15 protein-coding genes, 1 tRNA gene and 1 pseudogene are annotated in these 19,764 nt (G+C 47.8%); 11 read left to right on the top strand and 6 right to left on the bottom strand.

Annotated elements, in window-relative coordinates:
* The first annotated feature begins 296 nt into the window (after positions 1-296).
* The 5 genes from VIM72_RS18380 to VIM72_RS18400 all read left to right on the top strand — a co-directional run bounded on the left by VIM72_RS18380 (position 297) and on the right by VIM72_RS18400 (position 5,213).
* Positions 297-2,495 carry a B12-binding domain-containing radical SAM protein gene (locus VIM72_RS18380; RefSeq protein WP_332004289.1) on the top strand — a complete coding sequence of 733 codons (2,199 nt, stop codon included), beginning with the start codon at positions 297-299 and terminating at the stop codon, positions 2,493-2,495.
* A gap of 108 nt (positions 2,496-2,603) precedes the next feature.
* Positions 2,604-3,149, top strand: a complete 546-nt coding sequence (locus VIM72_RS18385; RefSeq protein ID WP_332004290.1) for a hypothetical protein — start codon at positions 2,604-2,606, stop codon at positions 3,147-3,149.
* A 31-nt stretch (positions 3,150-3,180) separates the two neighbouring features.
* Positions 3,181-3,819, top strand: a complete 639-nt coding sequence (locus VIM72_RS18390) for a hypothetical protein (RefSeq protein WP_142686794.1) — start codon at positions 3,181-3,183, stop codon at positions 3,817-3,819.
* Positions 3,789-4,568, top strand: coding sequence for a sensor histidine kinase (locus VIM72_RS18395; RefSeq protein ID WP_332004291.1), 780 nt, complete (start codon positions 3,789-3,791; stop codon positions 4,566-4,568). Before VIM72_RS18390 ends, VIM72_RS18395 begins: the two co-directional genes overlap by 31 nt.
* Before the next feature lie 9 nt (positions 4,569-4,577).
* A complete protein-coding gene (locus VIM72_RS18400) occupies positions 4,578-5,213 on the top strand; it encodes a response regulator transcription factor (RefSeq protein ID WP_332004292.1) in 636 nt (211 codons plus the stop codon).
* Between the two features lie 3 nt (positions 5,214-5,216).
* Here the strand turns inward: VIM72_RS18400 and VIM72_RS18405 are convergent, their stop codons facing one another.
* Positions 5,217-7,643, bottom strand: coding sequence for an ABC transporter permease (locus VIM72_RS18405; protein WP_332004293.1), 2,427 nt, complete (start codon positions 7,641-7,643; stop codon positions 5,217-5,219).
* A gap of 224 nt (positions 7,644-7,867) precedes the next feature.
* Here VIM72_RS18405 and VIM72_RS18410 point away from each other — a divergent pair, with 224 nt between their 5' ends.
* Both VIM72_RS18410 and VIM72_RS18415 read left to right on the top strand, forming a co-directional pair.
* On the top strand, positions 7,868-8,656 hold the full coding sequence (locus tag VIM72_RS18410) for an ABC transporter ATP-binding protein (RefSeq protein WP_332004294.1): 789 nt from the start codon (positions 7,868-7,870) through the stop codon (positions 8,654-8,656).
* Between the two features lie 16 nt (positions 8,657-8,672).
* Positions 8,673-9,422 (top strand): ABC transporter permease, encoded by a 750-nt coding sequence (locus VIM72_RS18415; protein ID WP_332004295.1) that lies wholly within the window; start codon positions 8,673-8,675, stop codon positions 9,420-9,422.
* A gap of 47 nt (positions 9,423-9,469) precedes the next feature.
* Here the strand turns inward: VIM72_RS18415 and VIM72_RS18420 are convergent, their stop codons facing one another.
* Positions 9,470-10,954: an arylsulfatase gene (locus VIM72_RS18420; protein ID WP_332004296.1), complete on the bottom strand. Its 1,485-nt coding sequence runs from the start codon at positions 10,952-10,954 to the stop codon at positions 9,470-9,472.
* A gap of 61 nt (positions 10,955-11,015) precedes the next feature.
* The gene (locus VIM72_RS18425; protein ID WP_332004297.1) at positions 11,016-12,293 is read right to left on the bottom strand and encodes a hemolysin family protein; all 1,278 of its coding nucleotides are present in this window, start codon (positions 12,291-12,293) and stop codon (positions 11,016-11,018) included.
* A gap of 159 nt (positions 12,294-12,452) precedes the next feature.
* On the opposite strand from VIM72_RS18425, the gene VIM72_RS18430 reads away from it, so the two are divergent.
* Both VIM72_RS18430 and rsgA read left to right on the top strand, forming a co-directional pair.
* Positions 12,453-12,536, top strand: a tRNA-Leu gene (locus tag VIM72_RS18430).
* Positions 12,537-12,958: 422 nt separating this feature from the next.
* Positions 12,959-14,020: a ribosome small subunit-dependent GTPase A gene (rsgA, locus tag VIM72_RS18435; RefSeq protein WP_332004298.1), complete on the top strand. Its 1,062-nt coding sequence runs from the start codon at positions 12,959-12,961 to the stop codon at positions 14,018-14,020.
* An 81-nt stretch (positions 14,021-14,101) separates the two neighbouring features.
* Here rsgA and VIM72_RS18440 read toward each other — a convergent pair whose 3' ends face one another.
* Positions 14,102-14,467: a MarR family winged helix-turn-helix transcriptional regulator gene (locus tag VIM72_RS18440; RefSeq protein ID WP_332004299.1), complete on the bottom strand. Its 366-nt coding sequence runs from the start codon at positions 14,465-14,467 to the stop codon at positions 14,102-14,104.
* A gap of 112 nt (positions 14,468-14,579) precedes the next feature.
* Here VIM72_RS18440 and VIM72_RS18445 point away from each other — a divergent pair, with 112 nt between their 5' ends.
* On the top strand, positions 14,580-16,841 hold the full coding sequence (locus tag VIM72_RS18445) for an excinuclease ABC subunit UvrA (RefSeq protein WP_332004300.1): 2,262 nt from the start codon (positions 14,580-14,582) through the stop codon (positions 16,839-16,841).
* Positions 16,842-16,853: 12 nt separating this feature from the next.
* Here the strand turns inward: VIM72_RS18445 and VIM72_RS18450 are convergent, their stop codons facing one another.
* Positions 16,854-17,711, bottom strand: coding sequence for a helix-turn-helix transcriptional regulator (locus tag VIM72_RS18450; protein ID WP_332004301.1), 858 nt, complete (start codon positions 17,709-17,711; stop codon positions 16,854-16,856).
* 114 nt (positions 17,712-17,825) lie between these two features.
* Positions 17,826-19,037 (bottom strand): amidohydrolase, encoded by a 1,212-nt coding sequence (locus VIM72_RS18455; RefSeq protein ID WP_332004302.1) that lies wholly within the window; start codon positions 19,035-19,037, stop codon positions 17,826-17,828.
* A 185-nt stretch (positions 19,038-19,222) separates the two neighbouring features.
* Here VIM72_RS18455 and VIM72_RS18460 point away from each other — a divergent pair.
* Positions 19,223-19,764 (top strand): annotated as a pseudogene (locus tag VIM72_RS18460) (deaminase); the annotation flags it as partial.

The following is a 19,764-nucleotide window of genomic DNA, read 5'->3' on the forward strand; positions in this document are numbered from 1 at the left end:
TCATAATCCTGAGTCAGACAAACTCCGCCCGGATACACCAACCCCTGGGCAAAATTAGCCCAACAGCAACCGTCTGCATAAGAAAAAAATAAAATCAGCGTAATCCATGTAATCATCATAATCCTGAGTCAGACAAACTCCGCCCGGATACACCAACCCCTGGGCAAAATTAGCCCAACAGCAACCGTCTGCATAAGAAAAAAAATAAAATCAGCGTAATCAATGTAATCATCATAATCCTGAGTCAGACAAACTCCGCGCAAAAAGCGGTAGATTTGCGTTTTAAATAACGCGACTTGAGTAATTCTGTTTTTTTAATAACACCACCGTTTACCCAGCTGAACACGCCATACCCGGCCACAGCTTACCTGAAAGGATTTCTGAATACAAAGAACATTACTTCCTTCCAGTCGGACCTCGGTATCGAGGTAACGCTCCGTTTATTTTCAAAACAGGGATTGGAACAGTTGTTTGCGCATATCGGAGCCCCGCCGGTGGCGGCTTCAGAGAATATTGCAAGAATGCTGGTGTTACAGGACGATTATATACAAACCATAGACGCGGTTATTTTATTCCTACAGGGAAAAAATCCGACCCTGGCGCACCTGATCTGCAAACGGGATTACCTGCCGGAAGCATCGCGGTTCGCACAGCTGGATGACCTGAACTGGGCCTTTGGGGCCATGGGCACACAGGATAAGGCAAAACACCTGGCTACTATGTACCTGGAAGACTTATCGGACCTCATCATGGAGTGTGTAGACCCGCATTTTGGGTTTAGCCGGTATGCAGAACGCCTGAGCCGTTCCGCTAATAGCTTTGATGAGCTCTATGCCGCGTTACAGGCGGGTTATACTTATATAGATATGATCCTTACCGACCTGCTGGCATTACATATGCAACGGGTGCAACCCGCTATGGTAGCCATTTCTGTGCCTTTTCCCGGCAACCTGTATGCGGCATTGCGCTGCGGGCAGTGGATCAAACAGCATTATCCCGCGGTGAAAGTGGCAATGGGCGGCGGCTTTCCCAATACGGAACTGCGCTCACTGGCGGATGCCCGGGTGTTTGAGTTCGTGGATTTTATAACGCTCGATGATGGAGAAGCGCCATTGGAAAACCTGCTCCTGTTCCTGGAAGGAAAAAAGACTGCGGAAGAACTGAAGCGTACTTTCCTGCTGGCGGAAGAGAAAGTAACCTACGTGAACAGCCCCGCCACGCATGATTATAAACAGGCTCAACTGGGCACGCCGGATTACAGCGACCTGCTGCTGGATAAATATATTTCCGCCATCGAGGTGGTAAATCCCATGCACAGCCTTTGGAGCGACGGGCGCTGGAACAAGCTCACCATGGCGCATGGCTGCTATTGGGGTAAATGTACTTTCTGTGATATTTCTCTTGATTATATAAAGATATACGAGCCCATTACCGCCTCATTGCTGTGCGACCGCATGGAAACCATTATTGCGCAAACAGGGCAGAACGGTTTCCACTTCGTGGATGAAGCCGCGCCTCCCGCACTGATGAGGGCATTGGCGCTGGAAATCATCCGGCGTAAGCTTACCGTTAGCTGGTGGACGAATATCCGTTTTGAGAAAAGTTTTACCCGGGACCTGTGCCTGTTACTCAAGGCATCAGGGTGCATTGCGGTTTCAGGCGGACTGGAAGTAGCGTCCGACCGCTTGCTGGGGCTTATCCAGAAAGGCATTACTGTGGCCCAGGTAGCAAGGGTGAACCGGCACTTCACCGAAGCCGGTATCATGGTGCATGCCTACCTGATGTATGGATTTCCCACACAAACCGCGCAGGAAACCATTGACGCATTGGAAATGGTACGCCAGATGTTCCAGGCGGGGATACTGCAATCCGCTTTCTGGCACCAGTTTACCATGACGGCCCACAGCCCGGTAGGATTGAACCCCGCGAAATTCAACGTGCAAAAGGAAACAGAAGAGACAGGCGCCTTTGCCAATAACGATATTATGCATATCGACCCCACCGGTACTGATCATGAGGCTTTCAGCTATGGGTTGAAGAAATCACTGCTGAACTTTATGCACGGCGCCTGCCTGGATTTCCCGTTATCAAAATGGTTCGATTTCAAAGTGCCGAAAACCACGGTACATCCGGATTTTATCACTACCGCACTGATGGAGGAAGAAGCCGGTACGGTGAAGCCAACTTCCAAAGTGGTATACCTGGGCAAACAGCCAGCCATGGAAATTATTACGAAGTCGAAGAAGGGAAGTACCTGGGAAATGTCTTCCCTGACTTTCCAGGGCAAAAAAGAGAAGGTAAATATCAGCGTACAGCCACCCCAGGGACAATGGCTGGCGCAAATGCTGCAGCAGCTGTCGGTAGCTAACGCCAAAACCTATACGCTGCAGGAAGTGAAAGACAGCTACGAGGCCGCCGGGCTGGAAGACTTTGAATTGTTCTGGGACAACAAGCCCGTGAATACCCTTCACAAGCTGGGGTTATTAAAACTATAATAAAAAGGGCGATGCAGGTGGATAGCAGTAAAATGTGTTACCGGGGATTTTCCCGGTAACAGTCATGAGTAAAAAGTCAAATATTTGTTTCCACTAAACTGACCTAACATGAGTGATCAAATGTCCCTTGCTGGCTATGGTTGTAATGACCAGGGCTACCTTAAACCTCTTACTGAACAGCTGGATTACCGTATGCCTTTTACTTCGGACCAGCTGGTAACCTATGGAATGCCAATTACCGCCGAAGCATATTTCGGCATGCTGAACAACTTCTACAAATTTTTAATTGCAAACCCTGCGCTGATCCCTTTATTTCAGGGATCGTATGCAGTGGATTTCAGTAAAGCCTCTCTTTTACGTATCTTAAGCCAGGAAGGCTGTGAGTACATCCGTTTTCATTTTGCCATTCCTGAGGCCAATGAGAAGCTCAGCCTGGTGGCAGAAGGACTTACTGCAAACCAGGAACAGGTAGGATATGCGCAGCTGCTGCAGAAAGCTACTACGAATAATATGGTTCATGATACCGGAGATCCTAAGATTGAAGAGAGGGGTAATGGTACCCCGGGCCCCAGGGGACCGCTCAAGCAATTGTTTGACCTGCTGAAGGCACAGGGATCGCCGCTAGCCACGGCCGACCTGGATCTTCTGTTTTAATAGCTAAACCAGTTTTAAATTTTTTGTGCCGATGAACGGTTGGGTGTATGCATATTATGCTTTATTGATAGCCTGTTTTATTATCAGTTTGTTTCACCTGGAGCACAGGGAAGTAAAGCTGCTGACTGTATTGCTCGGCGTATCTATTATTACGGAAGTGATAGTAGAAATAATCGGCACAAAAGGTTTAGGTTTTTTTATAGTGTATCATTTTTTTGTGGTGCTGGAATATAGTTTGATTACAATTATTCTCCGATCGGGGATCAGGGACTATCGCTGGCGCTTATTAATGGGTATTTCCATTTTCGTGTTTTGCTTTGTGTCTCTTTTCTACAGCTTCGTAATGGACGGATGGCGTGCCTTTCCGGGTATTAACATTACCATAGAAAGCTTCCTGGTTATTTGCTGGTGCCTTTTATCCTTTTTTTCAATAACCCCGGATAGTGAAGCATCTATATTCCGGCACCCTGTTTTTTGGTTAACCCTTGCCTTCTTTATTTACTTCGCGGCTTCCGTGAGTGTAAACGCCTTTTATAACCTGCTACTGGAAAATGATACGGCCAGGGCCAGGCATTTTTTCGCGGTGTTGAACTCATTATCCAATTACCTGTTGTATATTATGCTGATAAAAGGCGTAGTATGCTTCCGGTCAAACAGGATCTCTTTGTAGCGGTGATTTTTATTTCGTTGCTGGTTACCATCATGGGACTGGTGGTAGTGGCTGCGGTAATAAGTTATAAGAAGAAGCAGGATGCATATTTACATCAGCTTAAGTTAATGAAAGAAGATTACGACAAACAATTAATGTGGTCCCAGATTGAAATGCAGGAAGAAGCCTTTGCCCACCTCGGACAGGAATTGCATGACGATATAGGCCAGTTATTAAGCAGCACCAAGCTCCTGATCAATGTTACCCAAAGGAGCATGCAGGAAATCCCGGATACGTTGCAGATTGCAGAAAATACCCTGAGCACCGCCATTCAACACCTGCGGGCGCTTTCAAAATCATTCAGCCGCCAGTGGCTGGATCAGTTCAGCCTGGTAGAAAACCTGAAGGCGGAAGTGGAAAGGATCAATTCCAGCCGGGCCATTACGGTGAAATTTACCTATGAGCTGGTGGAGTTGCCCCTGCAGGCGGAGCCACAGATCATCCTGTTCCGGATCATCCAGGAAGCCATGCAGAACTGTATTAAACATGCCCGGCCACAGGTGATCGATATCAGCATCCGGAAGGCAGATCAGCAGCTGATCCTCATTATTGCAGATGATGGTTCCGGCTTTGATAAAGACAGTATGGCGTCTATCGGTATGGGCATCCGGAATATGCAGCACCGCACCAGCTTACTCGGAGGCGATATCCGCTGGGAAGTAACCACCGCCGGCGGTACGGCCGTATTGATAACATTACCCCTTGAATAATTTTTGTTTATGAAGATCAACATAGGTATTGCAGATGATCACCAGTTGTTCCTGAAATCGCTTAGTTTACTGGTGGGCGGCTTCGCAGGTTTTCACATCGTGGCCGAGGCGATGAATGGCGAAGAGATGCTGGATAAGCTGGCCCAGTTATCTGCACCACCGGATATCCTGTTGCTGGATGTAAATATGCCGGTAATGGATGGGGCCAAAGCCACGGAAGCTGTACTGAAATTATATCCTACGGTGAAAGTAGTGGCCCTTTCGATGAAAGACAATGACGCCACGATCATAGAAATGCTGAAGGCCGGGTGCTGTGCCTATCTCCTTAAAGATATTCACCCCACGGAACTGGAGAAGGCATTAAAGGAGATCTACACCACAGGCCAGTACAGCAACGACGCCTCCAATGTCAACTACCGCCGCCTGCTGTTGCAGTCGGAGCAAAAACAAACACTCACAGAGCGGGAACGGGAATTCCTTCACCTGGCCTGCAGCGATCTTACCTATAAAGCCATCGCTGCTAAAATGAATGTAACGGAAAGAACAGTGGATGGCTACCGCGAAATATTGTTTAACAAATTGAATGTACAAAGCCGTACCGGTATGGTGCTGGAAGCGCTTCGCCGGCAGCTGGTGACCTTATAACACTTAGTTTTCCCGCAGGTTTTTTACGGGGTTGGACAAAGCTGCTTTCAGCGCCTTGTAACCTACCGTGATCCATGCCATCAATAACGACAACGCAATGGCACTAACAAAAATACCTGCGCCAATCACTGTATGATAGTAGAATCCCGATAACCAGCCCTGCATAAAGTAATATCCCAGCGGCGCAGAAATGATAAAGGCAATTCCGATCAGCAACATGAATTCTTTTGAGAACAGCAGGAGAATATTGTTGACAGATGCGCCCAATACTTTACGGATACCCACTTCCCGGGTACGGTTGGTAACCATGAAAGAAACCAGTCCGTATAAGCCCAGGCAGGAAATAAATATCGCAATGCCCGCAAATACCTGGAACAATTTGGCGGTAATAACATCTGCCTGATAAAATTCCCTGATCCGTTCATCCAGAAAGAAAAGGTCATAGAGGTAGGTGGGATAAATGCTGGTGAAGGTTTGCTGTACTGATTTCAGGGTAGCGCTTATTTTTTCAGGGTCCAGTTTCACTGCAATAAATTCGTAAGCGTTATAATCGGAACCAATGAATACAGGGGTAATGGCTTCATGCAGCGATTGGCTGTTGAAGTCGTTTATCACTCCTACCACGGGATAGCTTTTCTGGTTCATAGTGATCTTTTTGCCGATAATATTTTCGGGAGAAGACAGGCCCAGTTTTTTTACAGTGGTTTCATTAACGATAATTTCATTCAACGTATCGCTTTGATAGGGTAACCTGCCGGCTTTCAGCCGGATGCCAAAAGTATTGTAATAATCGGAGTCCGCTGCTTTGGCAGCTATTTTGAAAGGCTGTACTTCAGGGTTGGTATCAAACTGGAAATCCCGCAGGAATTGCCAGGAAGTAGAAGGCGCATCCACGCATAAGCTGGTGCTTGTAACTCCCGGCAGCGCTGCCAGGCTGGTTTTAAGGTACTGGTATTTTGTTTTCAGGGAGCTGTCGCTGGGAAGATTGATCAGCACTACTGCTTCTTTATTAAATCCTATCGACTGATGCCTCACATAATTCATTTGCTTCAGCACTACCAGCGTACCAATCACCAGCAGTTGTGCAATCACGAACTGGAATACCACCAGTCCCCGCCGCAATGATACGCCCCCGGTGGATTTGATACTGATCCTGCTTTTCAGCGCGGTAACGGCGTTAAAACCGGAAACGATCATGCCGGGGTAGCAACCGGACAACAATGTTACCACGGCGCCACAGGCCAGGAGCGCAGCCCACACTGCAGGCGTTGCCAGTAAAGACAACCGCAGTTCCCGGTTCACCAGGCTGCCTGCATAAGGCAATACCAACATTGTAATAATGATGGCAACCACAATGGAAAGCAGCGTAATAACAGCCGTTTCGGACAGGAACTGGGAAAACAGCTGCAGGCGGTTGCTGCCAAGCACCTTTCTCACGCCAATTTCCTTCGACCTGTTTACAGACAATGCCGTAGCCAGGTTAATGAAGTTGATACAGGCCACCAGCACAAGGAAGATACCGATGAAAGCCAGCGCCCACAACTCTTTCGATGTAAGCGCTGCAGGGATGAAGTTATAATAGCGTTTATCCAGGTGCATAGCCGGCAACGGCTGCAGCTTAATTTGCGGAAGCCGGTTGTTATCAGGTTTGTAGTACCGGTTCACAAATGCCGGTAACCCTGCGTCAATAGCGGCCGTGTTACCCTGTTTGTTCAATAGCACAAAGCACTGTCCAAAGCCGTTCACCGCCTGCCATTGTTTGCCCGCAATAAAATCCTCCGGCGCCAGCGTTTTCAATGTGTTGTAAGATACGCCTACCTGTATGGGCAGGTCTGTATTTTCAGGCAGGTCTTTAAACACGCCGGTTACCTGCAGCGGTACCCTGTAGGACCACATCTGAATAGTTCTTCCAATGGCGGCATGAATATCCCCGAAATAAGCCTGCGCCACTTTTTCCGATAGTACCACTGTATTGGGAGCCGACAATCCCTCTGCATTACCGGCCAGCCAGGAATAATCAAAGATGTTGTATATACCGGGAGAGGTATAAAAGATGCCGCTTTGCTTAAACCGCTTCTCTGTAGCGCCCCCCGGTGCGGGCACATACATTTGTGCGCCGCCCTGGAAAGAAATGATCCCGGCTTTTTCCACGCCGGGGAAATCAGTTTTCATTTTTTCGGGCAGCTCCCAGTTTACATTACTTAACCGCTCGTTCACTTCCCCGTTGCTCCGGTTGATCACGTTGGTGGTAACGCGGTATATCCTGTTTGCACGGGTATGCCAGGCATCGAAGCTCCGTTCATAACTGATCACCAGGAAAATAATAAGGCCGGCAGCAATGCCGGTGGCCAGTCCTGCAATATTCAGGATCGCAAATGTTTTCTTCCTTGTAAGGCTGCGGAGGGCGGTTTTCAGGTAACTGTTAATCATGGTTAGCGGAAGCTGCAAAAAGCAGGTCAAAAATACAATGTATTCATATTCAGTATTTTTGGAGATACGTTGTTGTCCGTTTCTGAACAGCGGTTCTCATTTCCGGACAATTACCATCGTTCACCGTTTTAACCCCTTCGTTTACCGCTTTTCCGGTGGCATTCACCGGTTTACCCGGTGCTATCTTTATGTTTATTGTAATTTCGGTCATCAATTTAAAGAAGATGATTCCTCCACAACAAACTGCAGATCCTGTGCTGGTGGTGAGCCAGCTGAATGTCCGTTACGGCACATTCCAGGCGGTGAAAGATGTTTCCTTTGAAGTACATGCCGGTGAAATTTTCGGTTTGCTGGGTCCCAACGGCGCCGGCAAAACCAGTACCCTCAGCGCTATTGAAGGATTACTGCGTCCAGTTTCCGGTAATATTACGGTAGCGGGTTTCAACACCAGGGAGCAGCCCTTGCATGCCCGCGCCAATATGGGCGTACAATTGCAGGCCACCAGTTTTCAGCCGGAGCTTACTATTTCGGAGATCATCCGGTTATTTGCCAGTATTTATGGCGTGAACCTGGAAGACGACGCGGTAAGGGCCAAACTGGCGGAGATCAAGCTGGAGGAAGCTGCCGGTAAAAAGATCTCCCAGCTCTCCGGCGGTCAGCAGCAGCGTGTGTCACTGGTGATCTCTACTATTCATCAGCCCCGGCTGGTGCTGCTGGATGAGCCCACCACAGGGCTTGACCCGCAATCGCGGCGCCAGCTATGGGAGCGGATGGAGCACTTCCGCAATAATGGGCATGCCGTATTGCTTACTACGCATTCTATGGAAGAAGCAGAAGCGGTATGCGACCGTATCGCAATCATTGATCATGGGCGCATTATTGCTATAGATACCCCGGAGGCGCTGATTGCGGAGCATCGTGAAAACCCGGAAGTGCTGCGCGTAGTAAGGAAAGGAAAAGTTACTTTGGAAGATGTGTTTATCGGATTAACGGGAACGGCTGTACGTTCTTAATTAAAATGTGATCATTATGGAAACAAGAGTACCCAAAAATACAACTGTAATGGCCGCTTTGCTGCGGGCCGATCTTACGACACTGTGGCGCAACCGCCGTTCTTTCGTACTGGTACTGCTGGTGCCGCTTGTAATACTGATATCCTGGAAAGGGCTGGTAGATAAGCTGGGAGGTATGTTTGTGTTGTCGTCCTGTATTACGATTGGCCTCACCAGCATCGGGCTTATGGGCTATTCCAACAGTATTGCGCGGGACCGTGACAGGGGCGTGTTTCAACGGCTGAGAGTAGGGCCGCTCTCTGCCTGGACTATTATGATGAGCCGCTTAACTGTGCAGCTGGGAATGATTTTGCTGATGACAGTACTTGTTTTTACAGGTGGTTATTTTGTGGATAATATCCAGGTATCGCCGGTGGGTTATACGGCAGGTTTGCTGATGGCGTTGCTGGGTGGCTTTGTGTACCTGGCCCTGGGGCAGGCCATTGTGGGGCTGATCAGGAATCCCGATACCGTTAACTCTACTACCCGCCTGGTGTATTTTATATTTATTATGATAGGAATGTTTGGCGAATTTGGGGTGTTGGGGAAGCAAATAGCGCAGCTGGTGATCTGGTCGCCATATGGGGTGGTAAGGGGGCTGCTGGCAGCCAGCCTGGATCCTGCCGGCTGGAACATGAATACCACCTGGGCTTTGCTGGCGGCTGTGGGTTATACCATCCTGTTCGTAAGTTTGGGTGTGAAATGGTTTAAGTGGGAGTCCAGGTAAATGAAGCAGGGATTTCCGGGTAGCGTTGAAAATCCCTGCACTGTTTTTTATTTTGTTTTGCTGATCTTTGGATTGATGAATTCCCATTCGTTGATATGTGCGTTCCGGTGCTCTTTTTTCACGATGTTGCTGAACTCAGGCAACAGTTCCGGATGTGCGGCAGCCACATCATGTTCTTCTCCCTTATCTGTGCTGAGGTCATATAGCTCCCAGGGCGCAGCAGGGTTTTTCTTCAGGCCGTTTTTTATGGCTTTCCATTTTCCCATGCGAATGGCAACAGCGCCGCCTTTTTCGGGATATTCAAAGTAGAGGTATTTTCTTTCAGTAACCTGGGCCCGTTTGCCGGTCATTTCCGGCAGCAGTGAAATACCATCATTGGGTGGAGCGGGGATGCCCGCCATGGCGGCAATGGTGGCCATCAGGTCGTACTGCGCGCCTGGCAACTCTGATGAGGCGCCTGCAGGTATTTTCCCTGGCCAGCGCACAATAAACGGTTCCCGGATACCACCTTCGTAAAGGTCCATTTTAAGCCCTTTCAGGCCCCCGGTGCTGTTAAAGAAGGCAGCATCCACCCCGCCGTTGAAAGTGGTGCCGTTATCGCTCGAAAACATGATAATCGTGTTCTTGTCCAGCCCCAGGCTGGCCACCAGGTCCATAATAATGCCAACCTGTGAATCCAGGTAGGTGATCATGGCCGCGTAGGCCGATAGCGGGTATTTCTGGGGGCTGTAGCCTTGCTGGCCATAGTAGGGCTTTTCATTGAACTGCCCGAGGTATTGCCGGAGCGCACTGTCGGGCACCTGCAGGGAAACATGCGGTATGGTATAGGGGAGATAAAGAAAGAAGGGGCGTTGTTGATTTTTCCTGATGAACTGAATGGCTTTCTGCGTCATTTCATCTATCGCATAATCTTTTCCCTTGTAATAATCGAAGTCAGCATCGGTGGCGGTAGCTGGCGACAGGGGCCTATGCACATCGATAAAAGTATTCCGGAGACTGTCGGCTTTCCCGTTTTCCCAGAGGTGGGTAGGATAGAAGCTGTGTGATTGCTTCTGGTCCAGGTATCCATAGAAGTAATCGAATCCCTGCCGGTTGGGATCGCCGGTGTTGTATGGCATGCCCAGTCCCCATTTGCCGATGGCGCCGGTAGTGTAGCCGGCCCGCTGCAACATGGTGCCGATGGTCACCGTGCCTTCCGGTAAAGGCATTTGCCCGCCTTCCAGCGAATCGGCGAAGCCGCCCATTTCATAATTGCCACGGATATAGGAGTGGCCGCCGTGGCGACCGGTGAGCATCATACAGCGTGCAGGCGCGCATACCGGTGTGCTGGTATAAAACTGGTTAAAGTGAATCCCTTCCGCAGAGAGGCGGTTGAGATGAGGCGTTTTTATTTTCTGCTGGCCATAAGGGCCAGTTTCAGCATATCCCAGGTCATCTGCATAAATAAAAATAATATTCGGTTTTCGTGTCTGAGCGGGGGAAATAAGTCCCTGCAGGGCGAGTAATCCCAGCAGCAGCGTTTTTCTTACCATGGCTATCAGGTTGTTTGTGTCAAGATAGAAAGCTTATGGAAGATAAACTATAGCAAAAGTATTATTGCGCAAGCGTTTGCGTACGGATAATCACTTCATCGATACGGTGGTGGTCCATTGTTTTTATTTCAAATGTTACCTGGTTGAGCATTACTTTTTCACCAGGCACGGGAATGTGTTTCAGCTTATCGATGAGCAACCCGGCAATAGTGATATCTTCTTTTTCATATTCACGGAGCCATTCAAAGCTGAGTGTTTCGCGGACATAGCTCAGTCGCGTGTAGCCATACGTAAGCCAGCTTTTATCCGGCTGCTGTGCCAGGAAACGCTCTGTGGCGTTGAATCCCGGGAGACTGCCGCCAAGCAGGCCCGATACAATATCGTGGTAAGAGATCATGCCTTCACAGGCGCCGTATTCATTGATCACCACGCCCATGTTGGTGTTTTCATGACGCAGCTGCTGGAAGATATCGTATACCGCCTGGTTCAGCGACAGGAAGGAGACGGGGCTAAGCAAGGCTTCCAGTGGCTTATCTGGATACAGCATAAATTCCTTTGCGCCCAGTGCGCCGAGCATTTCCTTTTTATCATTCACCACGGGGAAGGTGCGATGAATACTGCGTTTAATCGTTTCCGTTATTTCATCCCTGTTCATCCCGTTTTTTATATAGGTGATCATTGCGGAAGGTGTCATGATATTTTCCGCTGTGAGGTCGTATGCAGAGAACAGGTTTTTGTGAAGGGTGAATTCTCCTTTGTCTATCAGTCCCTGTTTGTAAGCGGCGGTGAGCATGCTCCGCAGGTCGTTTTCCGTTAGTTTTTCTTCCCGGATAGTATTTACCGAGAAAAGGCCGAGAATGAATTTTGTACTGGCGGTAAGTAATTTTATAAAAGGGTAGGTGATTTTTGAGAAGATGATCATAGAGGGTGTGATGAGATAAGATACTTTCCGGGGATCCAGCAGGGCGAGGGTTTTGGGGATCAGTTCACCGATAACGATGGTGAGGTAGGTAATGCCGCCCACGCCCACGATGAGTGCAACAAGGTGGGCCATGCTTTTATGGAGGCCCCAGGAAACGAATACCGGCTCCAGCCATGCCGCCATCAGGTCGCCGCCGTAGAGCCCTTCGAGTATGCCCACCAGGGTAATGCCCACCTGTACCGCGCTGAGAAATTCGTCCGGGTCTTTGATGAGGTTCAGCACGTTGAGGGCCTTTTTATTGCCATTGTCGGCCTGTTGTTGCAGGAGCGTTTTATCCACGGATATCAGGCCAATTTCCGCAATGGAGAAGTAGAAATTGAGCGCAATCAGTACGATGATAATGATGATAGAAGTCATGATGTTGGCGGTTGTATGCTAATTAACAACCCGGGCGCGTTATTGTTTACCGGGCTGATTTTCAGTGAAGTTGCGGAGGTTGACTGAAAAAATATTTCAGTGAAATTTTGGAAAAATAAAACAGCTGCTTATATTTGCAGCCCTGACACGATATCAGTTGCCCAGATGGCGAAATTGGTAGACGCACTGTGTTCAGGTCGCAGCGCCTGCAAGGGTGTGCTGGTTCGAATCCAGTTCTGGGCACTAAAGTGGACAAATCGAGATTTATTTCGGTTTGTCCATTTTTATTTTGGGAAAACTCTTGGGTCCGGTGCGTATATTAACTTAACGGCTTCATTGAGCCGTGCGGTTCGATAATTGATCCCATCAAAGTTAGTTTTTCCGGGAATACCGAACCATACTTTCTTTTACACTTGAATTATTACATTCACTTCCATTTGGCGCTTATCATTATGGAAGAAACTTTGAGATATTTCCATTACCTTTACATCTTATGACACGCCAATCAACATATAACCTCTTGTCGATCATTGTCGCCTAACGCAGGCCCACAAAGCAATTCCGCTTTAATGTTCCCCGGCTACCTGCGTCAGTAAATCTTCAATTAATTTGTTGAAACAACCTTGCTATGCCTGTTCGCATATGCAAGACAGAATTATTATACCATGTCGGCATTACAGTCGTACGGATGGAATGAGCATTTTATGCATCATTTCGAAATAAATACGTCCCAGGACCTCGAAGCTGCGAGAGTCCTGTCCATTCAAGGATTTAAACATCTGCTGATCACCGGAACAGGTAACCTGGAAGCACAACTCGCCGGCGCACTTATGAACAGCCGGGAACCGGAAGCTTTTCCCAAAGTAGGCGATTGGGTGCTGGTGAAACGTTACGATGAGGAAGGCATCATTATCGATACGCTACCGCGCATCAACGAACTTAGCCGCAAAGCGCCTGGTACACAAAGCACGCGGCAGGTGCTGGCAGCCAATATCGATACCGCGTTTATCGTGCAGGGGCTCGACCGCGATTACAATCTGATGCGTTTGCAACGTTACCTGCAGCAGATCGTGCAGTGCAATATTCAGCCTGTCGTTATTCTCAATAAGACAGACCTTGTACCTGATCCCGAAACGTACAGGCAGGAAGTACAGGAACTGGGATACAATTGCCCGGTGGTGCTTACCAGTGCATTGAATCAGGCGCAGCAGGAAGAGTGGATGAATCAATATCTTCTGCCCCGGCACACTTTTATCCTCCTGGGATCGTCCGGCGTTGGCAAAAGTACGCTGCTCAACAGCCTGCTGGGTTATAAGCTGCAGGAAGAAGGCGCTACGAGCACCGCCAACAGCAAGGGAAAACATACCACTACTGCCAGGCATCTCGTACTGCTTCCTAATGGCAGCATGATCATCGATGTACCAGGAATGCGCGAGTTTGGCGTTACAGGAGAGAACGGAAACGGAGGCGTGTATCATCCGCTGATAGATGAGCTGGCGCCGCAATGCCGGTTTGGCGATTGTACCCATCAGCATGAGCCCGGGTGCGCCATCATAGCAGCGGTTCACAATGGCACATTGCCTGAGCTGGTATACCGCAGCTACCTGAAACTATTGCGTGAGCAATACCATTTCCAGGCCAGTGAGGCGGATAAGAGACGGGATGAAAAACAGTTCACAAAAATGGCAAAACAGGTATTCAAACACCGCAAAAACAGCAAGTATTGATACCTGATAATGAAATAAAGCGGCCTGTAAGCACAGGCCGCTTTATTAATTGTTGAGTGATAACGATGCTGGGAACTGCTTCTAAGAGGCCGTTCCATCCATGTTATGCATAACTTTTGCCAGCAGGGATGTCAGGTTCTTCAGCTCGGTTTTTGTGAGCGTTTTAGCCACCCTTTGTGCAACAGATTCCCTGAAGTTTTCTGAGTTGTCAACAATAAACCTGCCCTTGTCAGCAACGCTCAGGTAAAAGACCCTGCGGTCTGCCAGGGATTGCTCCTGTTCAATAAAGCCGTTTCCTATAAGGAATTTAAGCTGCCTGGAAATAGCCGGTGGACTTATACTAAAGGCCTTTGCAACCTGTTTTCCTGTACACTTGTCGTGGCGGTATACATATTCAATTATGTTGTAGTGAGTTGCCGTCACCCCGTTTATATCGCCTTTTTGCATATTTGCCAAAATAAAGCATTGCAAATCTGTAAATACTTCATAAAATTTTCTTTGGCCCTGGTCCATGGAATAAAATAGTTAACTTTGTTAATTATTAGCAAAATTAACGAGAATGAAGAAGATTACCATATCTAACGCCAGACAAAATAATCTGAAGAATATCTCTGTTGCGATACCCAAAAATAAAATTGTCGTTTTTACAGGGGTTTCCGGTTCGGGAAAATCCTCGCTGGTTTTTGAAACAGTAGGCGCTGAGGCCCAACGGCAGTTTAACGAAACGCAGGGCATTTTTCTCAGGAACCGCCTCCAGCACATAGGAGTGCCGGATGTAGATAAAATCGAAAACCTGAATGTTCCCATCATCATCAACCAGAAAAGGCTGGGCGGTAACGCAAGATCGACCGTAGGAACAGCTACGGATGTTTATGCCGCTCTCAGACTCCTTTTTTCCAGGATTGGAAAACCCTTCGTGGGATATTCAAATGTGTTTTCGTTCAACAATCCCCTGGGAATGTGCCCCGAATGCGAAGGGCTTGGTTTTGTACAGACCGTCAATGTTGAGGCTTTGATCGACAGGCAGAAGTCTTTGAACGAAGGCGCGATCCTGTTCCCGACTTTCCAGCCAGGCGGCTGGCGTCTGACAAGATATACACAGTCGGGCTATTTCGACAACGACAAACAATTGGAAAAATATTCTCCGGAAGAACTGGATATGCTGTTAAACGCTCCTGAACATAAGCCCCGGAAACCACATAAGGGATGGAGGAAGAGTGTGAAATACGAAGGCATAGTGCCCCGGATCGAAAAAGCATTCCTGAAAAAGGAATCAAAGGAAAATATCACGCGAAAGGAGGCCCTTAAAAATATCATTATTACGAAGCCATGTCCCGCCTGCGGCGGGAAGCGGTTGAACGATAAGATCCTGTCGTGCAAAATCGGCAACAAAGATATTGCTGATTGCACGCAGCTTTCTATAGATGAACTGCTGGAGTTTATCAGTTCGCTGGAATCCAATACCTATGAAACCATACTTACAGAACTTAAAAATAAACTTAGGAATATCATCGACATAGGGCTGCAATACCTCACGCTGGATAGGAGAACAGATACGCTTTCAGGCGGCGAAAGCCAGCGGATAAAAATGGTCAAAAACCTTGGCAACAGCCTTACAGACCTGCTCTATATCTTCGACGAACCCAGTATTGGGCTGCATCCTAAAGACCTGCACAATATCGCCTCTATCATCAGGCAGATAAAGGACAAAGGAAATACGGTCCTGATTGTTGAGCATGATCCCGACCTTATCAAAATCGCCGATTGGGTTATCGATATGGGGCCGCAATCCGGCAAAAACGGAGGAGAAATTGTTTACGAAGGCACCTTTGAGGGACTAAAGAAATCAACCGGGAAAACAGGGTTGTATTTTGCAGGAAAGCCACATGCTAATTACGGCGGAAGAAAGGCAAAGGGATACCTGGAGATTAAGCACGGTAACCTGCATAACCTCAAAAACGTCAGCGTAAAAATCCCCCGAAGTGTATTGACGGTAGTTACAGGGGTGGCAGGTTCTGGCAAGAGCACCCTGATCAACAAGGTGCTGCCCACGTTTTATCCGCAGATAACTGTTATCGACCAGTCCTTATTTGCCACCGGCATACGATCTAACCTGCTTACATATCTCGGCCTCTCTGATGATTTAAGAGGACGATTCTCTAAAGCGAATCATGTTTCTCCAAAGCTTTTTAGCAGAAACAGTGAAGGTGCCTGCGAAAACTGCAGGGGAATAGGAGTAGAAAAAATCGATCTGGCATTTATGGACGACATAGAACAGCCCTGTGAAGTTTGTGGAGGTTCAGGTTTCAGACCGGAGGTGCTTAAATATCTTTACAGCAACAAGAATATTGTTGAGGTAATGAACATGACCGTTGAAGAGGCGATTGGATTCTTCCCGGACGAATTGTACGCAGGCTCGTTTGAAATGCTGTCTAAACTGGGACTAGGTTACCTAAGCCTGGGGCAGCGGCTGGATAGTTTCTCCGGTGGGGAAAGGCAGCGTTTGAAATTGACAAGGGAACTGAAGCACTCCAACAAAATAATTGTTCTCGATGAACCAAGTACAGGGTTGCATCCCAGCGACACCCAAAAGCTGCTTGACTTTATGGATGCCCTGGTAGATCAGGACAATACCCTGATCGTGATCGAACATAACCTCGACGTTATTGCCCATGCCGATTGGATCATCGATATTGGGCCAGGGGCTGGAAAATACGGAGGGAATGTTTTATTCACGGGAACCGTCTCTGACCTGTTGGAGAATAGCGTCTCGGTAACGGCGGAATATTTGCGGCAGCATCTTGGCAATTCCGGATTTTGATAATTGGCAATATCACCCCTCCCTGAATTGCGTTGGCGTAATACCCGCCTGGGCTTTGAAGAAATTTGAAAAGTACGCATGATCCACAAAGCCGAGCTCAAATGCAATTTCTTTTATGGAAAGATCCGTTGACTGCAGCAGCCGTTTTGCTTCCAGCAGTACGCGTTGTTGTATCAGTTTGGTGGCTGATACATGAAGATGATTTTTACAAAGGATATTCAGGTAGTTTGCTGAGATATGCAGTTTCGATGCATAAAATCCCACCAGTTTTTCTTCCTTGTAAAATTTATCAATCAGCATATTGAACTTTGCAAGCCTGGGGTTCGACTGGAACACTTTCAGATCCGTGAAAAGATGCTCTGCTTCTTTGCTCACGATGGCGGCAATAACGGCTGCCCTGGCACTGATTATCTCAGGTACTGAGTGAGCGGAATTCAGTTCATCCCTGATGGCGTCAAATTCATACTTCAGCAATTTGAAGCTCTCATTGCTCAGCGGGATCACCGGGTGATTCATATAATTCGAAAACGAGAAACGGAAGAAGGAGGCGAAGCGTTCAAAGAAATGCTGCTGTATCATCAGCTGGTAGCCTGTTGTACGGGGTTTAATGCTCCAGGTATGCACCTGGCCGGGAAACAACATATGAATTTGCTTATTACCTATCGGGTAGTTGTGGAAGTCGATAGTGTGAACCCCTTTTGCCGATTCAAACAGGTTGATGATAAAAAAATCATGCTTATGCGGTTTGTCGATATGCCGTTCACCATGCAGTTCATTGAAGATAAATTCCTCCCTGCCGGCGAGCTGGCCTTTCCTGAATTCCTGGATACCTAGAACAGGCACATATCCTGCATTGTCATAAATTTTCATATCAGCAAAATTAAGCGGGGAGCTTCACTTCGAAAATATGGAAATTTATGATAATTAAAATGGATGATCACTGAAAGCATCAGGAGCCATCCATTTTAATTATACCTGCTTTTATCAGAATACAATATTCCCCTTATGCACCAGCGATTTAACCGGTGACACCCTGGCTACTGCTTCGGCGGAGCAGGTTGCTTCCAGGAATACAAGATTGGCGTCGTTGCCTGCTTCAGGCCATTGCCGCTTTCCTTTATCATCCAGTGGGAGTATATACCTGGTGGCAAAACCAAGTGCTCTTGAAAGCGCCCATTCTGAGCTGTAGCCATACAGGCCCGCGATGAGTTTTGCTTTTTGAAGCATATGGCCAGGCCCGAAAGTGCTCCAGTGATCCTGGATATTATCGTTACCAATAAGCACTTCCACCCCATGTTTTCTAAGCAGAGGAATAGGCATAATCGTATTACCGAAAGGCACGGAAGAAACAATGCCTACACCGGCTTCGGCTAGTCGCGCTGCCATGCGCGCTGTTTCCGGCGCCGGAAGATGCCCCAGCGCGAAAGCATGACTCACAAAGGTTTTTCCACGGAGCACGGGATTTTCATTAGCCCTGTTGACCAGGTACTCAATAGTTTTTATACCGGTTTCACCTGTTTCATGCAGGTGGATATCAATTCCTTTATTGTTATCGATAGCCAATTGCGTGATCAGGTCCATCGTTCTTTCTATGCTTCCGTCAATGGAATATGGATCTACCCCTCCAATGAAATCGATGTTCATTTTTGCCACCTCTTTCAGCAGGGGAGCGGTGTTGGTGTAAAACACCCCATGCTGTGGGAAAGCGACTAGTTCTGCACCAGTAGTTTTCTCCTTGTTTTTCAGCGCGGTTTCCAGGTGCTTTAATGAATCAAAGCCGGAAGTAGGATCGATATTGAAATGGGAACGGATATAGTGCGTACCGTTCGACTGCAGGAATTCAATCAGTTTTTCAGCCCGTTCCACAGAGGTTTTCAGCCATTCAGGAATCATTTTTTGCTCATAGGCGATCTGGTCCTTTACGGTTTTTCTTTTGGCGGAAACGGCCTGCCAGGGAAGGCCATAGAGCATCTTATCCAAATGGGCATGCATATCTTTGAAAGCAGGGAGCATGAGCCAGCCTTTTGCATCGATGGCATCCTGGTTTGTATCGTTAGGGGAGATCGCTTTAATTTTACCGTCTTCTATTTCAACACAGAAAAGCGCGGTCTTCGTTTTTACCACTTCTTCACCATCATACTCAAAACCCGTTTCCAGCAATACATTCTTAAATGTATACCGGTTATTGTTTGCCATTTTATCCATTTGTTTCATTTACGCAAAGTAAGCGGTAAATATCTCCGGAACTTTGCATTATCTATACGGATACTTGAAAGATTTATAATTCCCGGGCGATTATTGATAAATCTTTCAAGGTATATCATGAATTCTTCACAGAACGGCAAGCCAGGAAGACTAATTTTGCAAAAAAGAAAGGGGCTATGAAGAAGACCGAAATATCCCGCAAGGAATTTATAAAGATGTCTGGATTAGGGCTTACAGGAATGGCTTTTGCATCCGGCCTGTTGGGATCAGCCGGGGCGTTTGCAGGTAATGCAGCCGCTAATAGCGGGAAAAACTACCTGTTAAAGAACGTGCGGCTTGAAACAGGATTTGTGTACGAAGAAGGAGAGGTAGTGCATACAAACACGGAACTGTTCTGCATAGAAATCAAAGACGGGAAAATAAAAAGCATTTCTGCCAATAAACCGGAAGCCACCAACGCTATTGATGCCAACGGCTGGCTGATGCTGCCTGCTTTCAGGGACATGCATATCCATCTCGATAAAACCTTCTACGGCGGCCCGTGGCAGGCCACCAGGAGAGGACAGGGCGGTGTAAAAGGTATGATTGCCCTGGAACAACAGATCTTGCCGGAGATGCTGAAAACGTCTGCCTACCGCGCAGAAAAGCTGGTAGAGTTGCTGCAATCCAAAGGCACTAACTTCGCCAGGAGCCACGTTAATATTGAGCCTACATCAAA

Source organism: Chitinophaga sp. (assembly GCF_036569185.1).
GTDB lineage: Bacteria > Bacteroidota > Bacteroidia > Chitinophagales > Chitinophagaceae > Chitinophaga.